Below are 22,197 nucleotides of genomic sequence, written 5' to 3' on the forward strand. Positions count from 1 at the left end.
CGGGCATGGCCTGCTCCTACAGGTGAACTCCGAACCGTAGGGGCAATGCATCGTCATGATGCTTCCCCCTCACCCTAGCCCTCTCCCGGAGGGAGAGGGGACTATTCGGAGTCGCCGGCTGGCACGGTGTACCACCTCACACCGTCGCGCCCCTCTCCCTCCGGGAGAGGGTTGGGGTGAGGGAATCGCAACGCCGGAGTACCCGTAGGAGCTGGCCACGCCCGCGATCATCAGCGCATCAGGACGACAGATAGGAAGAGCGCGTCAGCCCCAGGCGCAAGGCATCGAGGTATTGGGTGCGTTCGCGGGCGGTGAGCTTGGCGCGGGCTACCTTGTCGCGGTAGTGGGTCATCAGCTCCTCCGGCGACAGGTGCACGTAGCGCAGCATGTCCTCGATGGTGTCGTGGGTCTCGATACCGGCGTGGTAGTAGCTGCCGTCGGCGTTCTGGTAGACGTTCACCGAGTCGGTGTCGCCGAACAGGTTGTGCATGTCGCCGAGGATTTCCTGGTACGCGCCGACCAGGAACACGCCGATCATGTACTCCTCGCCTTCCTTCACCTCGTGCACCGGCAGGCTGGTCTCGATGCTCTGCTCGTCGACGTACTGGGTGATCTTGCCGTCGGAGTCGCAGGTCAGGTCCTGCAGCACGGCGCGGCGGTCCGGTTCCTCGCCGAGGCGGTGGATTGGCAGGATCGGCAGCACCTGGCCGATGGCCCAGGTGTCCGGCAGGCTCTGGAACACCGAGAAGTTGCAGATGTACTTGTCGGCGAGCTTGTCGTTCAGCTCGTCGAGCACCTGGCGATGGGAGCGCTGGCGGGCCTTGAGCTGGTTGTGCAGGCGGCGGCAGATGGCGAAGTAGCACTGCTCGGCGAGGGCCTTCTGCGCCAGGGTGATCTTGCCGTCGGCGTACTGGCTGGCCGCTTCGCTCATGTAATGGGTGGCGCGCCAGTAGGTCTCGGTGACCATCTCGGCGTCGGTCGGGCCGAGCATGTCCGCCAGCCACTGGACGATTTCCGGCTGCTCGGCACGATCGGTGATCTTCGGCAGCTCGTCGTTGTGCCGCTCGACGTCGGTGACCTGGGTGATCAGCACCGCATGGTGCGCGGTCATCGCGCGACCGCTCTCGGAGAAGATGTGCGGATGCGGCAGGCCCTGGGCGTCGCAGAATTCCTTGAGCATGCCGACCACCACACCGGCGTAGTCGTCGATGTCGTAGTTGATCGAGCTGGCGTTGCGCGAGTGGGTGCCGTCGTAGTCCACGCCGAGGCCGCCGCCGACGTCGACGTGGTCGACCGGCAGGCCGAGCGCGCGCAGTTCGCCGTAGTAGCGGATGGCTTCCTTGAATCCGTGCTGGTAGTCGGCCAGATTGGCGATCTGCGAGCCCATGTGGAAGTGCAGCAGGCGCACGCCCTGGTCCAGGCCGGCCTTGCGGAAGCGCTCGACCACCGACAGCAGCTGCGCCGCGGAAAGGCCGAACTTGGCCTTCTCGCCGCCGGTATCCGCCCACTTGGAAGACGCCAGCGAGGACAGCCGCACGCGCAGGCCGACCTGCGGCAGCACGCCGACGGTGGCGGCTTCCTCGATCACCAGCTGAACCTCGGACTCCTTCTCGATCACGATGAACACGTTGTGGCCGAGCTTCTGCCCCATCAGCGCCAGCTTGATGAACTCGCGGTCCTTGTAGCCGTTGCAGACGATGGTGCCGCCCTTCGGCGCCAGCGCCAGCACGGCCATCAGCTCGGGCTTGGAGCCGGCTTCCAGGCCGATGGAGACGTTCTGCGTGGCGATGATGCTTTCCACCACCGCTTCCTGCTGGTTGACCTTGATCGGGTACAGCGCGGTGTAGCGGCTCTGGTATTCCAGGCGCGCGATGTTGGCGTCGAACGCGCCGGTCAGCTTGCGCACGCGGTCCTGCAGGATGTCCGGGAAGCGCACCAGCAGCGGCAGCGACAGCCCCGCCTCGCGCAGCTGGCCGACCAGCCCGTGCAGATCGATCGGCTGGCCGTCCACACCCTGCGGACGCGCCTCGACATTGCCGGCGTCGTTGATCGCGTAGTAGCCAGCGCCCCAATGGCGAATGCCGTAGATGCTGCGGCTGTCTGCCACGGTCCAGTTGCTGCCGTCGTCTTTGCGGGTCCGTCTGGCGGCCATGCGCGGTGTTCTCCTCGAAGAAAGAGTGATGGCCGCCGGCGAACCCGGCAGGCACGAATAAGGTAAACGACAGGTGTGACGCTGCCGTGTAGACCGCCTTGCCCGGCGGTTAGTTTAGGAAAACATGGCGAAGGCGCACGCGCCCGGCTGGTGTCTCCCATCCAGGGAGCGGGCTGGGGGCAGCCCGCTTTCTGCAGGGGAGAGGCGCTTCAGCCGCCGGATTTCTTCGCTTTGAGGCCGCGCTTGGTCAGCTCTTCGATGAGCAGTTCGACGTGGTCGCCCTGGATCTCGATCACGCCGTCCTTGAGGCTGCCACCAGTGCCGCAACGGCGCTTGAGCGCGGTCGCCAGATCTTTCAGCTCGTCGCCTGCCATGGGCACACCGCTCACCGTGGTCACGGTCTTGCCGCCGCGCCCCTTGGTTTCCCGGCGCACGCGGGCGATGCCGTCACCGGCGGGGATCACCGCCTGCTTGCAGATGCACTCGGCAACGGGCTTGCCGCAGTCCGGGCAATGCCGGCCAGCGTCGGTGGAATACACGAGACCGCCGAGGGCGGAGAGAGAAGAAGCTTTCTTGACCACCGGGCTATGTTCCCTGGATTGGCCTCTGTGGGCCAGGTCAATAGTAAGGCCGGCTGTCGCCAACCGCGACGCCCCACTCAGGCAGGGGCTGCGCATACCCGGCCGTGGGGGCGGCCGGAAAGGTCGCGCAATTTACCAGCATTGGAGGCAATTGCTAAGAGCAGAAATGCGCCATTAATCGGTGGATTGGCGACATGCGGGACGTCGAGGCGTTTCGTAGGGCGGGTGCAACCCGCCAGGCCACTCCGCATTGGCGGGTTGCACCCGCCCTACGTGACTATTGCGTCCCCACGGAGAATCGCCTGTTATCCTCCACGGAAAACCAGAGAGGAGCCCCGTATGACTTCCACCCTGTTCATCACCGGCGCCACATCCGGCTTCGGCGAAGCCTGTGCGCGGCGGTTCGCTCGCGAGGGCTGGTCGCTGGTGCTTACCGGCCGACGCGAGGAGCGCCTGCAGGCGCTGGCGAAAGAGTTGTCCGCGCAGGCCGAGGTGCTGCCGCTGGTGCTGGACGTGCGCGACCGCGCGGCGATGACCGCCGCCATCGACAACCTGCCGTCCGGCTTCGACAGGCTGACCGGCCTGATCAACAACGCCGGCCTCGCCCTCGGCACCGACCCGGCGCAGGACTGCGACCTGGATGACTGGGACACCATGGTCGACACCAACATCAAGGGCCTGATGTACGCCACCCGCCTGCTGCTGCCGCGGCTGATCGCCCACGGGCGCGGGGCGAGCATCGTCAACCTGGGGTCGGTGGCCGGTCGCTGGCCCTATCCGGGCGGCCATGTGTACGGCGCGACCAAGGCGTTCGTCGAGCAGTTCTCGCGCAACCTGCGCTGCGACCTGCAGGGGACGGGGGTGCGGGTGAGCAATCTGGAGCCGGGGCTGTGCGAGAGCGAGTTCAGCCTGGTGCGCTTCGCTGGGGATAAAGAACGCTACGACAAGACCTACGCCGGCGCCGAGCCGATCCAGCCGGAGGACATCGCCGAGACGATCCACTGGCTCATGACCCAGCCGCCGCACATCAATATCAACAACCTGGAGATCATGCCGGTGAGCCAGGCATGGGCGGGGTTCGCGATCCATCGCAAGGGGTGAATGCCCACGTAGGTTGGCGCTGAACGCAGTGAAGCCCAACGTTTGCCGAACGTGGCATCGTTGGGCTTCGCAAGCTCAGCGCCAACCTACGAAATGCCTGAACGGCACGAAGCCCAACATCGGGTTCGCCAATGTTGGGCTTCACTGCGTTCAGCACCAACCTACGGTGCGGTCAGAACAGCTTGAGGAAGTTGATGTACAGGCGCGGTTCCTTGCCGTTGTCGCCGTCGAGTTCCTCGGCGCTCACCGTCCGCGTCAGCGGGAAGGCGATTTCCGGGGAGATGTACATGTCCTTCATGACATTGAAGTGGATGCCGAGACCAGCCGACGCCAGGCTCTCCGAGTCAATGTCGCGCGGCTCGTTGTTCCACACCTTGCCGATGTCCCAGTAGCCGTAGTACTGCGTCGGCATTTCCTGGTCCATGAAGTTGTGCAGGTGGTTGTACTGCAGCTCCACCTTGCCGGCCAGGCCGTTGTCGCCGGTGATCTCGGACGGGTCGTAGCCGCGGCCGAACTGGCTGCCGCCGACGCCGAACTGTTCCGGGCTGAGCAGCGCATTACCGAACGCGGTCTGGCCGGTGATGGCGAGGTAGAGGTTCATGTTCTCGACGATCGCGCTCATGTCCTGGATGCGCTGGGCGTCGAACTGCAGCTTGGTGAAGTCGGTCTCGCCGCCGTAGCGCGAGGGGTTGCTGCGGTCTTCCGCGCTGGCGCCCATGATGTCCAGGCCCTTGCTGAGCTCGGCCTTGAACAGGTTGCGGCCGCCGTACTTGTCGGCGAAGTCGTAGCTGGCGCCCAGGCGCACGGCACGGATACGGTCGTCGCTGGACGGCGGCTGGTCCGGGTCGTCCAGGTATTCCGCCTTGCCGTTGAACCAGGTGAAGCCGATGGACGTCTTCAGCGTCTCCGAGCGGCTGCGAATCCACGGATAGGTGACGCGCGCCGCCAGGGTGTCGCCCGAGCTGTTGGCGTTCAGCGGGACGATGGTGTCCGCGTTGCCCTCGTTGTGCTGGCCGAGCAGGCTGAGGATGGCGCCGTCGTTGCCGACCGGTACGTCGTACTGGCCTTCGACGAACGACATCTTGTCGCTCTCTACCGAGCGGCCGAGGCGCAGGGACAGGTTGTCGCCAAGGCCGAACGGATCGTTCACGCCCACCCCGCCATACACCTGCCACGGGCCGAAGAAGCGGCTGTCGCGGTTGTCGAAGCCGACGAAGCCTTCCACCTTGCGCAGCTCGTTGGTCACGCTCAGGTCGGTGCCTTCCAGCCCTTGCGAGGGCGACAGGACACCCTTGGCGTCATAGCCGGACAGGTCGTTCATCAACAGCATGTTGCGTTCGAGGGTCTTGGCCTTGATCGGCACTTCCTTGCGGATGTTGTCGGCGTAGGCCTGCTGCGCGCGGTTGGGCTTTTCGTTGAAGCGTACGTCGTTGACCTTGCCTTCGATGACCTTGATGGTCAGCTGGCCGTTCTGCACCTTCTGCGCCGGCACGAAGGCCCGCACCAGCAGGTAGCCGTCCTTGCGGTAGCGGCGGTTGATCCGCGCCACCACATCGTTCACCTCGGCCAGGCTCACCTGCCGGCCTTCCAGGTACTTCTGCAGCTCGGCGAAGACGGTCGGCGGGTAGACGGTGACGCCTTCCAGGTTGACCTTGCTGACGAAGAAGCGGGTGCTGCTGGCCGCCGGCTGCGGAGTCGTGGACGGCTCGGTTTCCGGGATTTGCACTTCGGTCGCGCCGGGTCTGGACGGCAGGCCGGTCATGTCGGAAGGCAAGCCGCGCTGGCCGTCGGCGCCGGGAATTTCCATGCGGCCCGGATCGAGACGGGGCGGCGGGGCGACACCAGCGGCGGACGATACGCCCGGCAGCAGGCCGAGAAGCAGGCCGGAGCAGAGCATCACGGCGGCGGAAAGGCGATTCAGTTTCATGGACGGCGCTCTCATTTCGCACCTCCTTTTTCGTTTTTCAGAGCCTGATTCAGGTCGCGTGGAATGACGGTGCGGTTCCAGTCGGGAATCTGGAACTTGCCTTCCTTCGCCATGTTGTTGACGTAGGTGAGGATGTCGCCGATTTCCGGCAACGTTTCGTACTTGTCCTCGTAGGAGCGCGGCTTGCAGATCAGCTGTACGTCGTAGGTGCGGGTGACCGCCGGGGTGACGGTGTAGCCGCCGATGACCGCCGAGGGCGATTCCACGGCGTTGCAGCGCTCGGTGCCCGGTGCCTGGGCGGTGATCGGTGCGCTGGCAGCCGTTGTTTCGCCGGGGGCTGGGGGAGCAGGCGGAGCCGATGGTTCCGTGGGCACGACAGGCGGCGCCGGAGGTACGGGCTGGTCGGGAATCCGCACCGGGCCGGTGATGGTCAGGGTGCCGTTCTTGACGGTAACCCGGTAGTTGGGGTTGTTGAACGGCGAGTCCTCGTGGATGCCATACGCGCCGATGTCCTCGCCAGGCTGGCGGGTAACGCTGCCGTTCAGCTTGTCATCCGCGAACTTCAGGCCCTCCACATCGTAGGTCAGCGCCGGATCGGGCTCGCCCTGGAGCTTGCTCTTGTCATGGATGGTCACCGTCGCATCGGCGGGTGTGATGGTCAGGGTGCCGTTCTCGAAGACCAGGGTGTAGTTGCCGCCCTTGCCTTGGGTATTGAGGTCAATACCACCCTGGCGAATCGCATAGTTGCCGACGTTCTCGCCAGCACGGGTACCCGCACCGTCACGCGCCACCGCTCCACCGTTGAGGACTTCGCCCTCCGTGTCGCCATTCTTCAGACCGCTCACCACGCCATGGGTCAGCGCCGGATCGGCATCGCCGTAGACCTTGGTCTTGTCGTCGGCTTTCACGGTCAGCTGGGCCGGGGTGATGGTCAGCTTTCCGTCCTTCATGCTCGTCTGATAACGGCTGGAGACGAACGGGTCGGCCTCGAAGGTCCCGTCCTCGGACTTGACGTCATAAGTACCGATATTGGATGCCTTGGTGGCATCAGTGGCGTAATCCGTCTGGGCAATGAAGCGGTTCTGATTCAATTGCTGGTCGACGAAATCATCCACTGCCTTCACGGCCTTGCTGTTGTCATCCGCATCATTGGCCAGGCCCAGTTCGGTATGGCTGAACTGCGGATTGTCGTCGCCGTACTCACGAATGGCGTCGTTGATCTTGCCTTCGACAGCGGCAGCCTGTCTCGAATTGAGGTCGACGCCCTTCTTGCCGTCCCCCATTTCGGTATCGGTGGTATCGGTAGTCTTCAGGTACTGGACCTTGGCAGCTTCGTAGTAGGTTTTCGCCTGCTTCGGATTCATCCATTGGCCGTCTTCCATCAGGTAACCGAAGGTAGTCTTCACCTCCGTGGTAGGAGCGCCGAGCGCCACTACCAGCTCCTCGGACTTGCCGGTATTGGCGTTATGCTGGATTTCACCGGTGATCTTCGCCCCGGGAGCGTCGGCGTACTGTTGCACGCCCCAGCCGGGTGTCATCGAACCTGCGACGGGATCGGAGTCGATCGCCACGACCTGGCCCTGATAGGCATCGAAGGCGAAGCCGGGGGGCAATTCATCGACGTCCAGCTGCTTGCCCTCACCGGCAACCGTTTTATTGACCCTGACCTTGTTGGTCTTGCTCGTATCGGGAATCAGCTCCCAGGTAATGTCCGGGCCGGAAGTGGATTTCTGGGTGAATGTCAGGCCCTGGATGAAATAGTCGGAGCTGTCTCCCAATGCCGCGAACTCTTCCGGGGTGAGGCTCAGCGGGTTGCCGTCGGCATCCACGTAGTTGACGGCGCTGAAGATCAGATAGTCGAACTCCTGGCCGCCGAACGACAGGTCAACGTTGACATTCGTAGCGCCATCTTTCGCCACGTAAACCTTCTCGCCGAGCTTGTTGATGGTCTGCGAGGTCACCCCGTCCATGCTTTCCGGGATGCCACCCGGGACGCTGTAGGGCGAGTCGACTTTGCCGACATTGACCGCGCCGCTGGCGTTGGTCTGGTTGTAACGGAACACGCCGTTGCTGGCCTGACCGGCCATAAGGGTGCCGGCATAGTTCAGCGGGCTCTCCAGCAGCACGCTGGCGCCGGCGACCGCGACCTTGTCGCCGATCAGAGCGGTATTGGCCTGCTGGATCACCGAAGCGGTGTTGGAAGTCTTGATCCAGATGGTGCCCTTGCCGACGTCGATGATGGCGCGGCTCAGATTGGGGTCGCCCGTCTTGCCGGCAGAGGCATCGTTGAGCATCACATCGCCGGTAGCGGCAATGACCAGGTGGCCATTCTTCAGCAGGATCGGTGCATTGATATAGATCGAACCGCTGTCATTGCGCTTGGCATCCGCATAAGCGTTGCCAGTGTCGTTGTAGGCCGTGACGGTGCCGACAGTACCGCTGGTAAGCAGGCGCAAGCCGTAATAGTTGCTCGAGCCGTCGGTTCCTACGATGGGCGCGACGATGGCCGAGTTGACATTGATGCGCTCGGTGGCGGTGATGTCCACATTGCCGGTCTTGAGGCCTTCGGCAATCGCACTGGCCGCAACAGAACCGTCCGCGCTGCCATCGCTATCGGCGTCTTCGATATTGACCACCGCCGGATCGAGCAGCCAGGTACCTGCCTGTTTGCTGCCGCTGGTATCGACCTTCGCATCCGCCGTAACGGTCAGGCGCTTGCCGGAAGTCTCTACCACCCCGCCCTTCTCGCCACCCTTGGCGCTGGCCGAGCCGGCGAATTTGGTGTCGCCATCGGACCAGACCACCGCCTGGCCGCCATCCTTCTTGCCATCGGCGACCAGTTGCGCGCCCTTGGCCACGCTGGTGCTCTTCGCCTCCTTCTCCGGGCCCTTGCCCTGGTAGCTGCCGCCGACGAGGATCTTGCCGCCCTTGTCCTGGGTACCCGAGGCGTCGAGTTTCGCGCTGTCGGTCAGTTCGACCTTGTCGCCCAGCACGGTGATGTTGCCGCCGTCCGGCCCCTTGGCGGAAAGCGTGCCGGTGACCGTGGTGCGGTCGGCGCCGCTGATGACGATATTGCCGCCCTGGTCGGTGCCGACCGAGTCGGCGACCACGTTGCCGCCGACGCTGACCACCGATTCGAGGGCGTCCAGCGCCTTCTTCGCGCTCATGATCACGGTGCCATCCTGCGCGACGAGGGTGCCGGCGTTGGTCAGGCTGTAGGTCTCGCCAGGCTTCGAGCCGACCATGTCGTTGTCCACCACCACGCCGATCAGCCCGTCGCCGGTGAAGTCGAGGGTCGCCTGCGGGCCGCTGGCGAGCATGATGGTGCCCTTGTTGGCGACGATCCTGCCGTCGTTCTCGACCTGCGCACCGAGCAGCACCACCAGGCCCTTGTCCTCGGCGGTGATCTCGCCTTCGTTGTGCACCTTGCCGGTCAGCTCGGCCATTACCCGGTCGGGGCTCAGCGGATCGACGGAGATGCCCTGCAGGAAGCGGTTCAGCTGATCATCGCTGAACTTGCCGGCGACCGCGGTCAGCGCGGCAGTGTTGATCTTCGCGTTCGGGCCGATATGGATGCCGTTGGGGTTGGCCAGGATGATGTGGCCGTTGGCCTGGAGCTGGCCGAGGATGCGCGACATGTCCGCGCCGGTGACACGGTTGAGGGTGATCGCCTTGCCGTTGGGCTGGACGAAGGTCACCTTGTTGCCTTCACCGATGTTGAAGCTTTTCCAGTCGATGGCGCTGCGCTGCTTGCCGGCCGGAGTGGTGATGGTCATGTTCGGGCCGCTGGTGCTGATGGAGCTGCCCTTGGCGTCATTGACATCCGGCAGGTCGGCCGCCGTGGAATCGAATGCATCACCCAGGCCAAGCAGGCCGGTGAAGGCCATGGCGACACCCAGTGCCACGCGTTTCAGCCCGGAGCCGGGCATGTGCGACAGACTGAGCGGGTGATTGCGGCGATCTTTCTTCATGTGAATCTCCTGGAGCGGATGTAGCCCATACAACTTGGCTACGGGACGCCGCACATACTTCCCTGACAGGAGTCGGAGAAAGATCAGAGAATCACGAAAGCTCTGTAGGAATTACCGTACAAATTCCTAGGAATTGCTCTGAGTCAAACGCAGGGTGAGCCGGGCAAGCGGCTCGTCGGCCGCCGGAGCGAGCAGTTCCAGCTCGCCGCCCATGAGCTCTGCCAGGCGCATGCACAGCGCCAGGCGCGGGTCTGGCGTGGCGGGTGACTCGACGACGCCTCCGGCGGCATCGACGAAAGCCGCCACTCTCCAGACGAGATGGGCATGGCTGTGCTCTTCCGCGTCGGTCCGCAGGATGACCTCCCGCGCCCCCTGCCTGGCGCAGTGCAGCAGCAGCGCCTGGACCATGTGCCGATAACGCCGGACATCGATCCAGGCCATGGTGGCCGGGCGCTCGCTCTCGATACTCACCCTAATGGCGATGTTCTGCCGCAGGAAGCGCTGCGCCGCCTCGATGCTGAGCTGCCGCAGCTCGGTGGAGCGCGGGACCAGCAGCGACTCGCCGTTCTCCAGCCGGGCCAGGTCGATCAGCGCCTGCAGGCGCTCGCGCAACGACTGGACTTCGAGCTGCATGCGCGGCAGCTCGGAAATTTCCGGAGCCGCCCGTAGCGCATTGCCGAGCAGCGTCTGGATGGACTCCAGCGAGTGACGGAACTCCTGGCCGACGTCGAGCATGAAGCCCATGCGCTCGCGCTTGAGGGACTCCAGACGCTGGTTGGCTTCAGTGAGCGCGAGGATCTCCAGCTCATGGTCGGAAATATCCGCCACGAAGCAGATCATCCCCACCAGTTCGCCATTCCTGATGTATGGAATCCCCCAGTGCCGCAGCACCTTGCGCACAGGCTGCAGTACCAGCAGGTCCATGAAATAGGGCTGCTGCCGGGCAACGGCGTCCACGTAGCGCTGGTAGAGATGCAGCGCCTCCTCCGGAGCCAGGCGGGAGGAGCCCGTCAGCCGGCTGAGCGGGAGCATTCCTTCATCCAGCTCATGGAATTCCAGGAAGTAACGGTTGTAGGCCAGCAACACGCCATCCCTGTCGCGCAGGCAGAACGGCAGCGCCAGGCCGTCGAACTGGGCGTGGAACATTTCCTCGATCGTTTCGGCTTCCCCATGAACGCCCGGGTGCGCGGCCTCGCCCGGCACCCGGCCACCCAGCAGGTTGTTGCGCCGGGAGATTTCCAGCAACTCGACCAGCGACCCTGCATTGAGCTTCTGCAGCAGGCGGATCTTGTAGGTGCTGACGGTGCGGTCGCTGATCGCCAGCTCTTCGGCGATGTCCTTGTTGCTGCGGCCGCTGGCCAGGTAGCGCAGGACGGTGAGTTCGCGCGGCGACAGGCTGCCGAGCTGGTCCGACTCGCCCATCCGGGTGTTCTGCGCATCCACGCTGCCCAGCGCGCGCACCGGGAAATAGCTGCGCCCACGGAGGATCGCGCGCACCGCTTCGAGCAGTTCGCCCGGCGCATCCTGCTTGCCGATGAATCCGGAACTGCCGGCCTGCAGGCTGAGGCCGGCGAAGTGCTCGGTATTCTGCGCCGTCAGCACCAGGGTACGGACAGCGCTGCCGCGCTGCCTGAGCTGGCGGATGACTTCCAGCCCGCCCAGGCGGGGCAGGACCAGATCGAGGACCAGCAGGTCGGGCTCCTGCTCCAGGGCCTTCTGCAGGGCATCGCGCCCGTCGTCGACCTCGGCGATCACCTGATGGCCCTCGGCCTCCAGCATCTGCCGGATGGATTGCCGGGTCAGGGGCTGTTCGTCGGCCACCACGATCCGTTTCATCTGGCCTTGCACTCCGTGCAGTGGATTCCTCGACAGCGTAGAGGCTAAATCCGCAATGCGCCGCATCCGCCGGGGTTCTTGTCGCATTGCAGGCAGGCACTCCGGTGCCCGGCCTTGCTACCCTTTCCCCCCGCCTGCACCACTAGGGTCTTACCAGGAATCTTCATGTTCAGCCCGCTCGTCACCTTCCCCGCGCTGTACAGCGCCACCCTGCTCATGCTCGCCGGCACCGGCCTGCTCACCACTTACCTCGGCCTGCGCCTGACCGCCGAAGGCACCGGCGACCTGTGGGTCGGCGGGATGACCGCGGCCTATTACCTGGGCCTGGTCTGCGGCGGCAAGTTCGGCCACCGGCTGATCGCCAGCTTCGGCCATATCCGTTCCTACGTGGCCTGCGCCGGCCTGGCCACGGTGGCGGTGCTGCTGCATGCGCTGGTCAGCCAGCTGGAGGTGTGGCTGGTGCTGCGCTTCGTCACCGGCGCGGTGATGATGAACCAGTACATGGTGATCGAGAGCTGGCTGAACGAGCAGGCGGAGAGTCGCCAGCGCGGCAAGGTGTTCGCCGGCTACATGGTGGCCGTCGATCTCGGCCTGGTGCTCGGCCAGGGGCTGCTGGCGATGAGTCCGGCGCTGGATCACCGGCCGCTGCTGCTGGTGGCGATCTGTTTCGCCGCCTGCCTGATCCCGCTGGCCATGACCCGCCGGGTCCACCCGGCCAAGCTGGTGGCGGCGCCGCTGGATTTGCGCTTCTTCTGGCAGCGTGTGCCGCAGTCGCTGGGGACCATCTTCGCCGCCGGCCTGATGATCGGCGCCTTCTACGGCCTGGCGCCGGTGTACGCCAGCCGCAACGGCCTGGACACCTCGCAGTCGAGCCTGTTCGTCGGTATCTGCATCCTGGCCGGCTTCTGCGTGCAATGGCCGCTGGGCTGGCTGTCGGACCGCATGAACCGCAGTTGGCTGATCCGCGGCAACGCCCTGCTGCTGTGCCTGGCGGCGGTGCCGATGTGGGGCCTGTTCCCCCTGCCCTACTGGGCGCTGCTGGGCAACGGCTTCCTCACAGGGATGCTGCTGTTCACCCTCTATCCGCTGGCGGTGGCGCTGGCCAACGACCATGTGGAGCAGCCGCGGCGGGTCGCGCTGTCGGCGATGCTGCTGACCACCTACGGCGTCGGCGCCTGCATCGGCCCACTGATCGCCGGCGCGCTGATGCGCCATTTCAATCCGGGGATGTTCTACGTGCTGATCTCGGCCTACTCCCTGCTGCTGATCTTCTGGGTGCGGCCGAAGACAGTCAGCGGCATGCCCCAGGTCGACGAGGCGCCGCTGCACCATGTCCCGATGCCGGACACCGCCAGCCCGATGTCCGCGGCGCTCGATCCGCGGGTTGAGGAAGTACCGGAAGACCTGGTGGTGGAAGCGCCGCCGAGCATCGGTCGTTCCGACGGCAGCAGCGAAACGCGGCAATGAACAGCGTTGTAGGGCGGGTGTAACCCGCCACATGGCGGTCTGACCTGGCGGGTTGCACCCGCCCTACAGAGTGGAAGCGCCAAGGAAGGAGCGGAAATAAGAAGGCCCGGCTTGAAAGCCGGGCCTTTCTTGCGCCTTGCGGCGTATTGCGAGCGGCGGGCGTCAGCCGATGCGGACCTGTTCGCTCATCTGCTTGTGCAGACGGTCGATGGTCTTTTCGGTGCCGTTCTCGGCTACGCGAACCTGCTCGGCCATCTGCTTGTGCAGGCGATCAATGGTCTTTTCGCTACCGTTTTCGGCTACACGAATCTGCTCGGCCATCTGCTTGTGCAGGCGGTCGATGGTCTTTTCGCTACCGTTTTCGGCTACACGAATCTGCTCGGCCATCTGCTTGTGCAGGCGGTCGATGGTTTTTTCGGTGCCGTTTTCGGCGATCACGTTGATCTGGCTGGCCTGGGAAACCATCGACTCCTGCGGAGCGGCGAAAGCGGCGCCGGCGGCCAGGGCGGAGAGGGCAAAGCCGAGTACGAGAGTGCGTTTCATGGTGTGGCTCCTGGAAGAGTGGGGGAGTTCGTTGAACACGGAGCCATTGTCTGTTCTGGATTATCGATTTTGAAACGATGCATGGAGATAGTCTTCATTAACGACATCGATTCATATTTATTCTTTTAAAAACAAATAGTTGATTTTATAAATTGACGTCTATCAACGGCCATGATGGCAACTATCGGTCAAAACATTAATATCCAATTATTGGATAGATAGACCACGACAGCCTTCCACACCCGCGTGGGAGCGGATTGCGCCTGCAGCTGTCCAACGAAAACCGGGCATCTGCCACACTGGAACGATGCGCAACCCGCCCGGGCATCGAAGCGGCAACAAGGAGTTCTGCATGACGCGCGGCTCGAAAATCGGCCTGTGGGCCCTATCGACCCTGCTCACCCTGCTGTTGGCGGCCCTGGTCTTCGCCGCGGTATTCGACTGGAACCGGGTCCGCCCGCTGGTCAACGAAAAGGTTTCCGCCGCCCTCGGCCGCCCCTTCGCCATCAACGGCGAGTTGCGGGTCATCTGGCATCGCGGGGACGAACAGGACGGCTGGCGGGCCTGGGTGCCCTGGCCGCGCTTCAGCGCCAGCGACCTCACCCTCGGCAACCCCGACTGGACCGCCGGCAAGACCCGCGCACAGCGCTTCGCCAGCCTGGACCGCGTGGAGTTCAGCCTCTCGCCGCTGCCCCTGCTGTGGCAGCGCATCGTCATTCCGGAAATCACCCTGAGCAAACCCAGCGCCGACCTGCTGCGCCTGGCCGACGGCCGCGCCAACTGGGATTTCCAGCTGCCGGCCAGCGAGGAAGAGACGCAGCAGCCGTCACCATGGAAGCTGGAAATCGGCTCCATCGGCTTCGACCAGGGCCGCGTCGGGCTCGACGACCAGCAATCGAAAACCCGCGTCGAAGTGCAGGTGGACACCCTCGGCAAGCCGGTGCCCTTCGCCCAGTTGGCCGGCAAGGCCGTCGCCGGCGCAGGGGCCGCGTCCACCCAGGACTATGTGTTCGGCTGGAAGGTCAAGGGCGAGTACAAGGGCCAGCCCCTCGGCGGCCAGGGCAAGGTCGGCGGTGTGCTGGCCCTGCAGGACGCCGGTTCGCCGTTCCCGGTGCAGGCCGAGATCAGCGCCGGCAGCACCCGCGCCAGCATCGTCGGCACCCTGACCGATCCGCTCAACCTCGGCGCCCTCGACCTGCGGCTGAAGCTCGAAGGCCGCAGCATGGCGCACCTCTACCCGCTGACCGGCATCACCCTGCCCGACACCCCCGCCTACTCCACCGACGGCCGCCTGCGCGCCGAACTGAACGACCCGGCCGGCGCGGTGTTCCACTATCAGGGCTTCAACGGCAAGGTCGGCGACAGCGACATCCACGGCGACCTCACCTTCGCCAATCGCCAGCCACGGCCAAAACTCACCGGCAAGCTGAACTCGAAACAACTGCGCATGGCCGACCTCGGCCCGCTGATCGGCGCCGACTCCAACGCCGACAAGCAGGCGCGCGGCCAGAGCACGCGGCAACCGGCGGACAAGGTGCTGCCGGTGGAAGAGTTCCGCACCGAACGCTGGCGGACGATGGACGCCGACGTCGAACTCACCGGCCAGCAGATAGTCCGCGACGGCGACCTGCCGATCAGCGACCTGGATGCCCACGTGGTGTTGAACGATGGCCTGTTGACCCTGCAGCCGCTGCGCTTCGGCGTGGCCGGCGGCAAACTCGACGCGCAGATTCGCCTGGACGGCAGCATGGCGCCGATGCGCAGCCAGGTTGATCTGAAGGCGCGCGGCTTCAAGCTGAAGCAACTGTTCCCGAAATTCGCGCCGATGCAGACCAGCTTCGGCGAGCTGAACGGCGACGCCACCCTCAGCGGCACCGGCAACTCGGTGGCGACGATCCTCGGCGGAGCCAACGGCGAAATGAAGCTGCTGATCAACGACGGTGCGATCAGCAAGGGGCTGATGGAAATCGCCGGACTGAACGTCGGCAACTACCTGGTAGCGAAGATGTTTGGCGACGAGGACGTGAAGATCAATTGCGCCGCCGCCGACATCGGCCTCGCCAAGGGCCTGGCGCAACCGCGGGTGTTCGTGTTCGACACCGAGAACGCCATCATCCGCGTCGAAGGCAGCAGCAACCTCGCCAGCGAAACCCTGGACCTCGACATCGTCCCGGAGAGCAAGGGCATGCGCATCTTCTCCCTGCGCTCGCCGCTGTACGTGCAGGGCACCTTCAAGAACCCCCGCGCCGGCGTCCACGCGATCCCGCTGGCAGCGCGCGGCGCCGGCATGATCCTGCTCGGCGTCGCAGCGGGCCCGGCCGCCGGCCTGCTGGCACTGGTAGCGCCCAGCCAGCGCGAGGACAACCGCTGCGCGGCGCTGCTGACGCAGATGGGGAAACGCTGAAGCAGGGCTTCCCCGCAGGAGCGCGCCATGAGCGCGATGGCTTTAGTGCCTGTGGCGGTCGCGGGCATGGCCCGCTCCTACGGAGGACTCCGCTGTAGGAGCGAGCTCTGCTCGCGAACATCAGCCACGCAAAAGCTTCGCGAGCAGAGCTCGCTCCTACACCAACTCCCAGCGGGCGAGCAGCAACCGTAGGATGGGTTGAGCGAAGCGATACCCATCAACCGCGGCGCCCACCATGGCCTCAATAGATCGGGATATACAGATCGACTTCCGCTTCTGGATCATCCGGCCCGCTGAAGCGCTCGTCGTAGCGCTCGAAGTCCACCCCGCTCTTCGGTTCCAGGCCAAGCCGGGCCAGCAGTTCCGAGTAGATCGCCTGGAAGCTGTCGGCGATCTGCTCGACCGTGCCGTGGTGGGTGAACACCGCGTACTTCTGCGCCGGCACCGCGAACTTAACCATGCCTTCCGGCAGCGAGGCGCTGTCCGGCACGCGGATGCCGGCGACGTAGTGCAGCTCGCCGGTCGGCGCCTGGCTGCAGATGCCATAGGCGACGCCGGGTTCGAGGCGCGGGAAGATCTCCTCCTCGCGCGGCAGGAAGCGCTGCCAGAGCAGGCCGAGGCTGTCGTTGGGAGTGGTGCCGACGTACTCCATGCCGATCACGCAGAAGCTGGGCAGCTCGACGATGCGATGTTTCATGGCGCAAGACTCCAGAACGTAGGTTGGCGCTGAGCGCAGCGAAGCCCAACATCCGGTGGGCGCAGCGCCATGTCGTTGGGCTTCGCACGCTCAGCCCAACCTACCACGCTGTCAGCCGTAACGCTTCTTCGCCTCGATGGCCAAACCGCTGCCGATGCTGCCGAAGCGGTTGCCATCCACGTGCCGCGCGTTCGGCAGCATCGCCGCCACGCTCTGGCGCAGCGCCGGCACGCCGCTGGAGCCGCCGGTGAAGAACACCGTGTCGACCCGCTCCACCGGCACATCCGCCTGCACCAGCAGCTGCGTCACGCTGTTGCGCACGCGCACCAGCAGCGGCTCGATGGCGTCCTCGAACAAACCGCGGGTCAGGTCGGCGGAGAGACCGGCCTCGATGCGCGACAGGTCGATGCTGCGCGCGTCGATGTCGGTCAGCTCGATCTTGCTGGCCTCCACCTGCATCGCCAGCCAGTGCCCGGCGCGCTGCTCGATCAGCCTGAACAGGCGGTCGATACCGGTGGCGTCGACGATGTCGTAGCGCATGTTCTTCAGCGCCAGCTGCGACTTCTGCGCGTACACCGCGTTGATGGTGTGCCAGGTGGCGAGGTTGAGGTGATAGCTGGTCGGCATGAAGGCGTCGCTCTTCATCCGGCTGCCGTAGCCGAACAGCGGCATCACGCCCTGCAGGCTGAGCTGCTTGTCGAAGTCGGTGCCGCCGACGTGCACGCCGCCGGTGGCGAGGATGTCCTCGTGGCGGTCGGCCACATCGCGGCGCTCCGGCGCCAGGCGCACCAGGGAGAAGTCCGAGGTACCGCCGCCGATATCGACGATCAGCACCAGCTCCTCGCGCTCGACGCCGCGCTCGTAGTCGAACGCCGCCGCAATCGGCTCGTACTGGAAGGACACCTCGTCGAAGCCGATCTTCTTCGCCACCGCGACCAGGGTGTCGGAGGCTTCCTTGTCGGCCTTCTCGTCGTCATCGACGAAGAACACCGGGCGGCCCAGCACCACGGAATCGAACTCGCGCTCGGCAGCCGCTTCGCCGCGCTTCTTCAGCTCGCCGAGGAACAGCCCGAGCAGATCCTTGAACGGCAGCGCGCTGCCCAGCACGGTGGTCTCGCTCTTCAGCAGGCTGGAACCCAGCAGGCTCTTCAGCGAGCGCATCAGGCGGCCTTCGTAGCCTTCGAGGTATTCGTGAAGGGCCAGGCGGCCGTACACCGGGCGGCGTTCCTCGACGTTGAAGAACACCACCGACGGCAGCGTGATCTTGCCGTCCTCCAGCGCGATCAGGGGCTCCGCGTCCGGACGCCACCAGCCGACGGTGGAATTGGAAGTGCCGAAGTCGATGCCCAGGGCGCGGGCCGGAGAGGTGTGCAACATGACGCGAAGGGTCCGGGAAAAAAACGGCCGCGCAGTTTACGCGAGAGACGCCGGGGATGCTCGTCCGTCGGGCGGATCATCGAGTCGCGAAAGGCTGGCGCAAGTTTGATACTGTATACAATCTCTCCGCCCCCACTTCCTGCTGTATCCGGACCTCACCATGCAAAGAGCCTCCCACCACGAACTGCGCGCCGCCTTTCGCGCGCTGCTGAACTCCCATTCCTGCTATCACACCGCCTCGGTGTTCGACCCGATGTCCGCGCGCATCGCCGCCGACCTCGGCTTCGAAGTCGGCATCCTCGGCGGCTCGGTCGCCTCGCTGCAGGTGCTGGCGGCGCCGGACTTCGCCCTGATCACCCTCAGCGAGTTCGTCGAACAGGCCACCCGCATCGGCCGCGTCGCCCGCCTGCCGGTGATCGCCGACGCCGACCACGGCTACGGCAACGCGCTGAACACCATGCGCACGGTGGTGGAACTGGAACGCGCCGGCATCGCCGCGCTGACCATCGAGGACACCCTGCTGCCGGCGCAGTTCGGCCGCAAGTCCACCGACCTGATTCCGGTCGAGGAAGGCGTCGGCAAGATCCGCGCGGCGCTGGAGGCGCGGGTCGACGAGGACATGGCGATCATCGCCCGCACCAACGCCGAACTGCTCGACGTCGACGACGTGATCCGCCGCACCCTCGCCTACCAGGGCGCCGGTGCCGACGCCATCTGCATGGTCGGCATCCGCGACTTCGAGCACCTGGAAGCCATCGCCAAACACCTGCGCATCCCGCTGATGCTGGTCACCTACGGCAACCCGAAACTGCGCGACGACCAGCGCCTGGCGCGCCTCGGCGTGCGCATCGTGGTCAACGGCCACGCGGCCTACTTCGCAGCGATCAAGGCGACCTACGACTGCCTGCGCGAACAGCGCGGCGTCGACGCCTCGGACCTCACCGCGTCGGAACTGGCGAAGAAATACACCATGCCCGAGGAGTACCAGATCTGGGCGCGGGAATACATGGAAGTGAAGGAGTGACGCGCAGTCAGTCGGCCGGCAGATGGGCCAGCAGATACTCGATCTGGGCGTTGAACGGATAAAGCAGGGTATGCCCGGCGTTGCTGGTCAGCAGCAGGTACTGCCAGCGTTTCTGCAGCATTCCGTGCTGCCGCGACGCGTCCCTGTCGCCGTTCGGCAAGTCGTCGAACTGCTTGCCGATCGCGCCGACGAGGCTATCCAGCTCGGCCTGGTCCTGCGTTTCGCCGAGCAGCTCGCGGTTCGCCTGAAGCGCCTTGAGCAGAGCCAGGCGGCGCAGATTGCCGGTCAATGACGGTGGCCGCTTCCGCCCGGCGTCCACGAGGATGAACGCGTCGAACAGCGCGGAAACTTCCCGCGCCTGGGACACTGCGCTCTTCAGCTCGACATCCCTGCTCGTGTAGGCATCCCGGACCTTCTCCACCGTGCCGCGATAGAGGCCCCACATGTCCCGCAGGCTGGCGGCGTTCCTCTGGCCGGATATCCCCTCCTCGAATATCGGGCCCAGCGCGTCCAGCCGCGCGAGGAAACGCTCGTCGCCGGTTGCGCTGTACAGCAGCAGATAGCGCTGAATGTCCACCATCACGGCGTTGGGTGGCAGAGGCTCGGCCGTCGAGGCGACTGGATAGCCCAGCAGGGTGAAAGCCAGGAGGGAACAGAGGGAGAAGAGGATGCGGCGCATCGTCGGTAACCGCCAACTATGGAAAATGGCGCCATTGTTTGGGGCGGCAAGGAACTTTTAAGTAGGACGAATCCGATAGATAGGCTTATTCGTTCCGATATTTCGTCGCCCAGTTACTCGTGCGACTTGCAAAGCGGGGCCGGATCACCAATATCCTGCCAGGAAGACGCAACGCTGAAGGAGGTCGCCATGGCCAGCGGCTGGGCAAACGACGGTGCAGTGCAGGAACAGATCGACAGCACGATCGAGGACGCGGTCGCCCGTGCGCGCAGCAACCTGCCGCGCGGCGAAAGCCTGACCCACTGCGAGGAATGCGACGCCCCCATCCCCGAGGCCCGGCGCAAGGCCGTGCCCGGCGTGCACCTGTGCGTCGCCTGCCAGACCGAGCACGACAAGGAAGAAGCGGCCTTCGCCGGATACAACCGGCGGGGGAGCAAGGATAGTCAGTTGCGCTAGCACCGCCGCTGCATCTGTAGGGCGGGTGAAACCCGCCACTTCCGCCCGTGCCTTGGCGGGCTTCACCCGCCCTACGATTACTCCCCGACCGTTTGGCTCTCCATTTCTCCACCGCCCCAATCGAGCGGGTAAATACCTTGCCTTACCCATCGGTGAAAGGATGACCATGGCCAATCCTGCACGCGGCAGACGAGACCGTGTTTCAGCGGATTGCCATGGAGATAATCGAAGTGTTGCTGGAAGTCCTGCTCGTTACGTATCCGGTGCTCCCAGAAGCGTTGTTGCCATAGCGTGCTCTGGCGCTTCGCGGAACGCCGGAGCGTCAACAGGTCAGGACGAAAGTATTGTTCGCCACAGGCATGGGAAACATGCCGTTTGATCAGTCGCCAGCGGTTAGAGAAGTCCGCATCGCCATCGGGTAATGTCCAGATGGCATGTAGGTGATCGGGCAATATCACCCAGGCGTCGATTCGGAAGGGACGGGTTTTCCTGACTTCCTGAATCCCATGCCGCAAGGCCAGGCGAATATCGGGATTGGTCAGGATGCTCTGACGACGTTCGGTTACCACGGTGAAGAAATAGGTGCCGCCAGACACGGCAGCGCGACGGTACTCCGGCATGACAACTTCCTTGTCGGCCAATCGAGACGCCGGATGCTAGCAAGGTAGGGCGGGTGAAACCCGCCAAGGAGTGCACGAAACTGGCGGGTTGCACCCGCCCTACGGGGTGGTTCTGTAATCCAGCTGCAGTTGCATGAAGGTCAGGTCCAGCCAGCGGCCGAACTTCTGTCCCACCTGCGGCATCTGTCCGATGGTGGCGAAGCCGAGGCGTTCGTGCAGGCGGATCGAGGCGGTGTTGCCGCTTTCGATGGCGGCGACCATCACGTGCAGGCCCTGGACGCGGGCGCGGACGATCAGGGCTTCCATCAGCAGCGGGCCGATGCCCTTGCCGCGCTGGTCGTTGCGCACGTAGACCGAGTGCTCCACCGTTTCGCGGAAGCCATCGAAATTGCGCCACGGGCCGTAGCTCGCGTAGCCGACCACCTCGCCGCCCTCCTCCGCCACCAGCACCGGGAAGCCCTGTTGCAGGCGGGCGGCGAACCAGTCGCGGCGGTTGGCGAGGTCGACCTCGATTTCGTTCCAGATTGCCGTGGTGTTGAGCACGGCGTCGTTGTAGATGTCGCGGATGCCGGGCAGGTCGGCTTCGCTGGCGTCGCGGATGACGAGGGACATGGCGGGCTCTCGAACAGTGGATGGGCGGACGATAACCAAAGCCTCAGATCGCCACCAGTCCGCGCACGCCCTCGGCTTCCATGTCGGCGCCCCTGCCCTGCTGGACGATCTCGCCACGGGCCATCACCAGGTACTGGTCGGCCAGCTCGGCGGCGAAGTCGTAGAACTGCTCGACCAGCAGGATCGACATGTCGCCACGCGCCGCGAGCTTCCGGATAACCGCGCCGATCTCCTTGATCACCGAGGGCTGGATGCCTTCGGTGGGCTCGTCGAGGATCAACAGGCGCGGCCGGCTCGCCAGCGCGCGGCCGATGGCGAGTTGTTGCTGCTGGCCGCCGGAGAGATCGCCGCCACGGCGGTGCTTCATTTCCAGCAGCACCGGGAACAGTTCGTAGATGAAGCCGGGGACTTCCTTCGCCTCCTTCGCGCTGAAGCGGGACAAGCCCATCAGCAGATTCTCTTCCACGGTCAGGCGCGGAAATATCTCCCGCCCCTGCGGCACATAGGCGATACCGGCCTGCACGCGCTGATGCGGCCTGCTGGCGGTGATCGCCTTACCTTCCCAGCTGACCTTGCCTTCCTTCGCCGGCACCAGGCCCATCAGGCATTTCAGCAGCGTGGTCTTGCCCACGCCGTTGCGCCCGAGCAGACAGGTGACCTCGCCGACCGTCGCCTCGAACGACAGGCCCCGGAGGATGTGGCTGCCGCCGTAGTATTGGTGGAGTTGTTCGACTTGCAGCATGTTCTCTT

At 64.9% G+C, this 22,197-nt stretch carries 17 protein-coding genes; 5 read left to right on the top strand and 12 right to left on the bottom strand.

Annotation, left to right across the window (positions count from 1 at the left end; genetic code table 11):
- Window positions 1-238 precede the first annotated feature (238 nt).
- Window positions 239-2,152 carry an arginine decarboxylase gene (speA, locus tag JFY56_RS16845; protein ID WP_208315098.1) on the bottom strand — a complete coding sequence of 638 codons (1,914 nt, stop codon included), beginning with the start codon at window positions 2,150-2,152 and terminating at the stop codon, window positions 239-241.
- Between the two features lie 209 nt (window positions 2,153-2,361).
- Window positions 2,362-2,733, bottom strand: coding sequence for a translation initiation factor Sui1 (locus JFY56_RS16850; RefSeq protein ID WP_208315100.1), 372 nt, complete (start codon window positions 2,731-2,733; stop codon window positions 2,362-2,364).
- A gap of 339 nt (window positions 2,734-3,072) precedes the next feature.
- Here JFY56_RS16850 and JFY56_RS16855 point away from each other — a divergent pair, with 339 nt between their 5' ends.
- Window positions 3,073-3,834 carry an SDR family oxidoreductase gene (locus JFY56_RS16855; protein WP_208315102.1) on the top strand — a complete coding sequence of 254 codons (762 nt, stop codon included), beginning with the start codon at window positions 3,073-3,075 and terminating at the stop codon, window positions 3,832-3,834.
- 172 nt (window positions 3,835-4,006) lie between these two features.
- Here JFY56_RS16855 and JFY56_RS16860 read toward each other — a convergent pair whose 3' ends face one another.
- From JFY56_RS16860 to JFY56_RS16870, 3 genes are all read right to left on the bottom strand, one after another.
- Window positions 4,007-5,761: a ShlB/FhaC/HecB family hemolysin secretion/activation protein gene (locus tag JFY56_RS16860; RefSeq protein WP_236032768.1), complete on the bottom strand. Its 1,755-nt coding sequence runs from the start codon at window positions 5,759-5,761 to the stop codon at window positions 4,007-4,009.
- An 11-nt stretch (window positions 5,762-5,772) separates the two neighbouring features.
- A complete protein-coding gene (locus JFY56_RS16865) occupies window positions 5,773-9,732 on the bottom strand; it encodes an MBG domain-containing protein (protein ID WP_208315106.1) in 3,960 nt (1,319 codons plus the stop codon).
- Between the two features lie 126 nt (window positions 9,733-9,858).
- Window positions 9,859-11,568, bottom strand: a complete 1,710-nt coding sequence (locus tag JFY56_RS16870) for a response regulator (RefSeq protein WP_208315108.1) — start codon at window positions 11,566-11,568, stop codon at window positions 9,859-9,861.
- Between the two features lie 165 nt (window positions 11,569-11,733).
- Here JFY56_RS16870 and JFY56_RS16875 point away from each other — a divergent pair, with 165 nt between their 5' ends.
- Entirely contained in the window at window positions 11,734-13,035 is a 1,302-nt protein-coding gene (locus tag JFY56_RS16875; RefSeq protein WP_208315110.1) for an MFS transporter, read from the top strand.
- A 162-nt stretch (window positions 13,036-13,197) separates the two neighbouring features.
- Here JFY56_RS16875 and JFY56_RS16880 read toward each other — a convergent pair whose 3' ends face one another.
- On the bottom strand, window positions 13,198-13,578 hold the full coding sequence (locus JFY56_RS16880; protein WP_208315112.1) for a phage infection protein: 381 nt from the start codon (window positions 13,576-13,578) through the stop codon (window positions 13,198-13,200).
- Between the two features lie 352 nt (window positions 13,579-13,930).
- On the opposite strand from JFY56_RS16880, the gene JFY56_RS16885 reads away from it, so the two are divergent.
- On the top strand, window positions 13,931-15,982 hold the full coding sequence (locus JFY56_RS16885; protein ID WP_208315114.1) for an AsmA family protein: 2,052 nt from the start codon (window positions 13,931-13,933) through the stop codon (window positions 15,980-15,982).
- A 241-nt stretch (window positions 15,983-16,223) separates the two neighbouring features.
- Here the strand turns inward: JFY56_RS16885 and JFY56_RS16890 are convergent, their stop codons facing one another.
- Together JFY56_RS16890 and JFY56_RS16895 are read right to left on the bottom strand one after the other, a co-directional pair.
- Entirely contained in the window at window positions 16,224-16,679 is a 456-nt protein-coding gene (locus JFY56_RS16890) for a GyrI-like domain-containing protein (protein WP_208315115.1), read from the bottom strand.
- 111 nt (window positions 16,680-16,790) lie between these two features.
- On the bottom strand, window positions 16,791-18,056 hold the full coding sequence (locus JFY56_RS16895) for an Hsp70 family protein (RefSeq protein WP_208315116.1): 1,266 nt from the start codon (window positions 18,054-18,056) through the stop codon (window positions 16,791-16,793).
- 160 nt (window positions 18,057-18,216) lie between these two features.
- Here JFY56_RS16895 and JFY56_RS16900 point away from each other — a divergent pair, with 160 nt between their 5' ends.
- A complete protein-coding gene (locus tag JFY56_RS16900; RefSeq protein WP_208315117.1) occupies window positions 18,217-19,080 on the top strand; it encodes an isocitrate lyase/PEP mutase family protein in 864 nt (287 codons plus the stop codon).
- 7 nt (window positions 19,081-19,087) lie between these two features.
- On the opposite strand, the gene JFY56_RS16905 is transcribed toward JFY56_RS16900, so the two are convergent.
- Window positions 19,088-19,759 carry a hypothetical protein gene (locus tag JFY56_RS16905; RefSeq protein ID WP_208315118.1) on the bottom strand — a complete coding sequence of 224 codons (672 nt, stop codon included), beginning with the start codon at window positions 19,757-19,759 and terminating at the stop codon, window positions 19,088-19,090.
- 189 nt (window positions 19,760-19,948) lie between these two features.
- On the opposite strand from JFY56_RS16905, the gene JFY56_RS16910 reads away from it, so the two are divergent.
- A complete protein-coding gene (locus JFY56_RS16910) occupies window positions 19,949-20,215 on the top strand; it encodes a DksA/TraR family C4-type zinc finger protein (protein WP_208315119.1) in 267 nt (88 codons plus the stop codon).
- 77 nt (window positions 20,216-20,292) lie between these two features.
- Here the strand turns inward: JFY56_RS16910 and JFY56_RS16915 are convergent, their stop codons facing one another.
- The 3 genes from JFY56_RS16915 to urtE all read right to left on the bottom strand — a co-directional run bounded on the left by JFY56_RS16915 (window position 20,293) and on the right by urtE (window position 22,189).
- The gene (locus JFY56_RS16915; RefSeq protein WP_208315120.1) at window positions 20,293-20,835 is read right to left on the bottom strand and encodes an REP-associated tyrosine transposase; all 543 of its coding nucleotides are present in this window, start codon (window positions 20,833-20,835) and stop codon (window positions 20,293-20,295) included.
- Between the two features lie 99 nt (window positions 20,836-20,934).
- Entirely contained in the window at window positions 20,935-21,447 is a 513-nt protein-coding gene (locus JFY56_RS16920) for a GNAT family N-acetyltransferase (RefSeq protein ID WP_208315121.1), read from the bottom strand.
- 43 nt (window positions 21,448-21,490) lie between these two features.
- Complete coding sequence (urtE, locus tag JFY56_RS16925) at window positions 21,491-22,189, bottom strand: urea ABC transporter ATP-binding subunit UrtE (RefSeq protein ID WP_208315122.1); 699 nt, start codon at window positions 22,187-22,189, stop codon at window positions 21,491-21,493.
- Between the last annotated feature and the right edge of the window lie 8 nt (window positions 22,190-22,197).

The sequence above is a fragment of the Pseudomonas schmalbachii genome, assembly GCF_017589465.1.
In the GTDB taxonomy this organism is placed as follows: domain Bacteria; phylum Pseudomonadota; class Gammaproteobacteria; order Pseudomonadales; family Pseudomonadaceae; genus Pseudomonas; species Pseudomonas schmalbachii.

Coding starts and splice junctions, on each gene's coding strand:
- speA (WP_208315098.1), bottom strand. CDS start 2,152: ATGGCCGCCAGACGGACCCGCAAAGACGACGGCAGCAACTGGACCGTG.
- JFY56_RS16855 (WP_208315102.1), top strand. CDS start 3,073: ATGACTTCCACCCTGTTCATCACCGGCGCCACATCCGGCTTCGGCGAA.
- JFY56_RS16860 (WP_236032768.1), bottom strand. CDS start 5,761: ATGAAACTGAATCGCCTTTCCGCCGCCGTGATGCTCTGCTCCGGCCTG.
- JFY56_RS16865 (WP_208315106.1), bottom strand. CDS start 9,732: ATGAAGAAAGATCGCCGCAATCACCCGCTCAGTCTGTCGCACATGCCC.
- JFY56_RS16870 (WP_208315108.1), bottom strand. CDS start 11,568: ATGAAACGGATCGTGGTGGCCGACGAACAGCCCCTGACCCGGCAATCC.
- JFY56_RS16875 (WP_208315110.1), top strand. CDS start 11,734: ATGTTCAGCCCGCTCGTCACCTTCCCCGCGCTGTACAGCGCCACCCTG.
- JFY56_RS16880 (WP_208315112.1), bottom strand. CDS start 13,578: ATGAAACGCACTCTCGTACTCGGCTTTGCCCTCTCCGCCCTGGCCGCC.
- JFY56_RS16885 (WP_208315114.1), top strand. CDS start 13,931: ATGACGCGCGGCTCGAAAATCGGCCTGTGGGCCCTATCGACCCTGCTC.
- JFY56_RS16890 (WP_208315115.1), bottom strand. CDS start 16,679: ATGAAACATCGCATCGTCGAGCTGCCCAGCTTCTGCGTGATCGGCATG.
- JFY56_RS16895 (WP_208315116.1), bottom strand. CDS start 18,056: ATGTTGCACACCTCTCCGGCCCGCGCCCTGGGCATCGACTTCGGCACT.
- JFY56_RS16900 (WP_208315117.1), top strand. CDS start 18,217: ATGCAAAGAGCCTCCCACCACGAACTGCGCGCCGCCTTTCGCGCGCTG.
- JFY56_RS16905 (WP_208315118.1), bottom strand. CDS start 19,759: ATGCGCCGCATCCTCTTCTCCCTCTGTTCCCTCCTGGCTTTCACCCTG.
- JFY56_RS16910 (WP_208315119.1), top strand. CDS start 19,949: ATGGCCAGCGGCTGGGCAAACGACGGTGCAGTGCAGGAACAGATCGAC.
- JFY56_RS16915 (WP_208315120.1), bottom strand. CDS start 20,835: ATGCCGGAGTACCGTCGCGCTGCCGTGTCTGGCGGCACCTATTTCTTC.
- JFY56_RS16920 (WP_208315121.1), bottom strand. CDS start 21,447: ATGTCCCTCGTCATCCGCGACGCCAGCGAAGCCGACCTGCCCGGCATC.
- urtE (WP_208315122.1), bottom strand. CDS start 22,189: ATGCTGCAAGTCGAACAACTCCACCAATACTACGGCGGCAGCCACATC.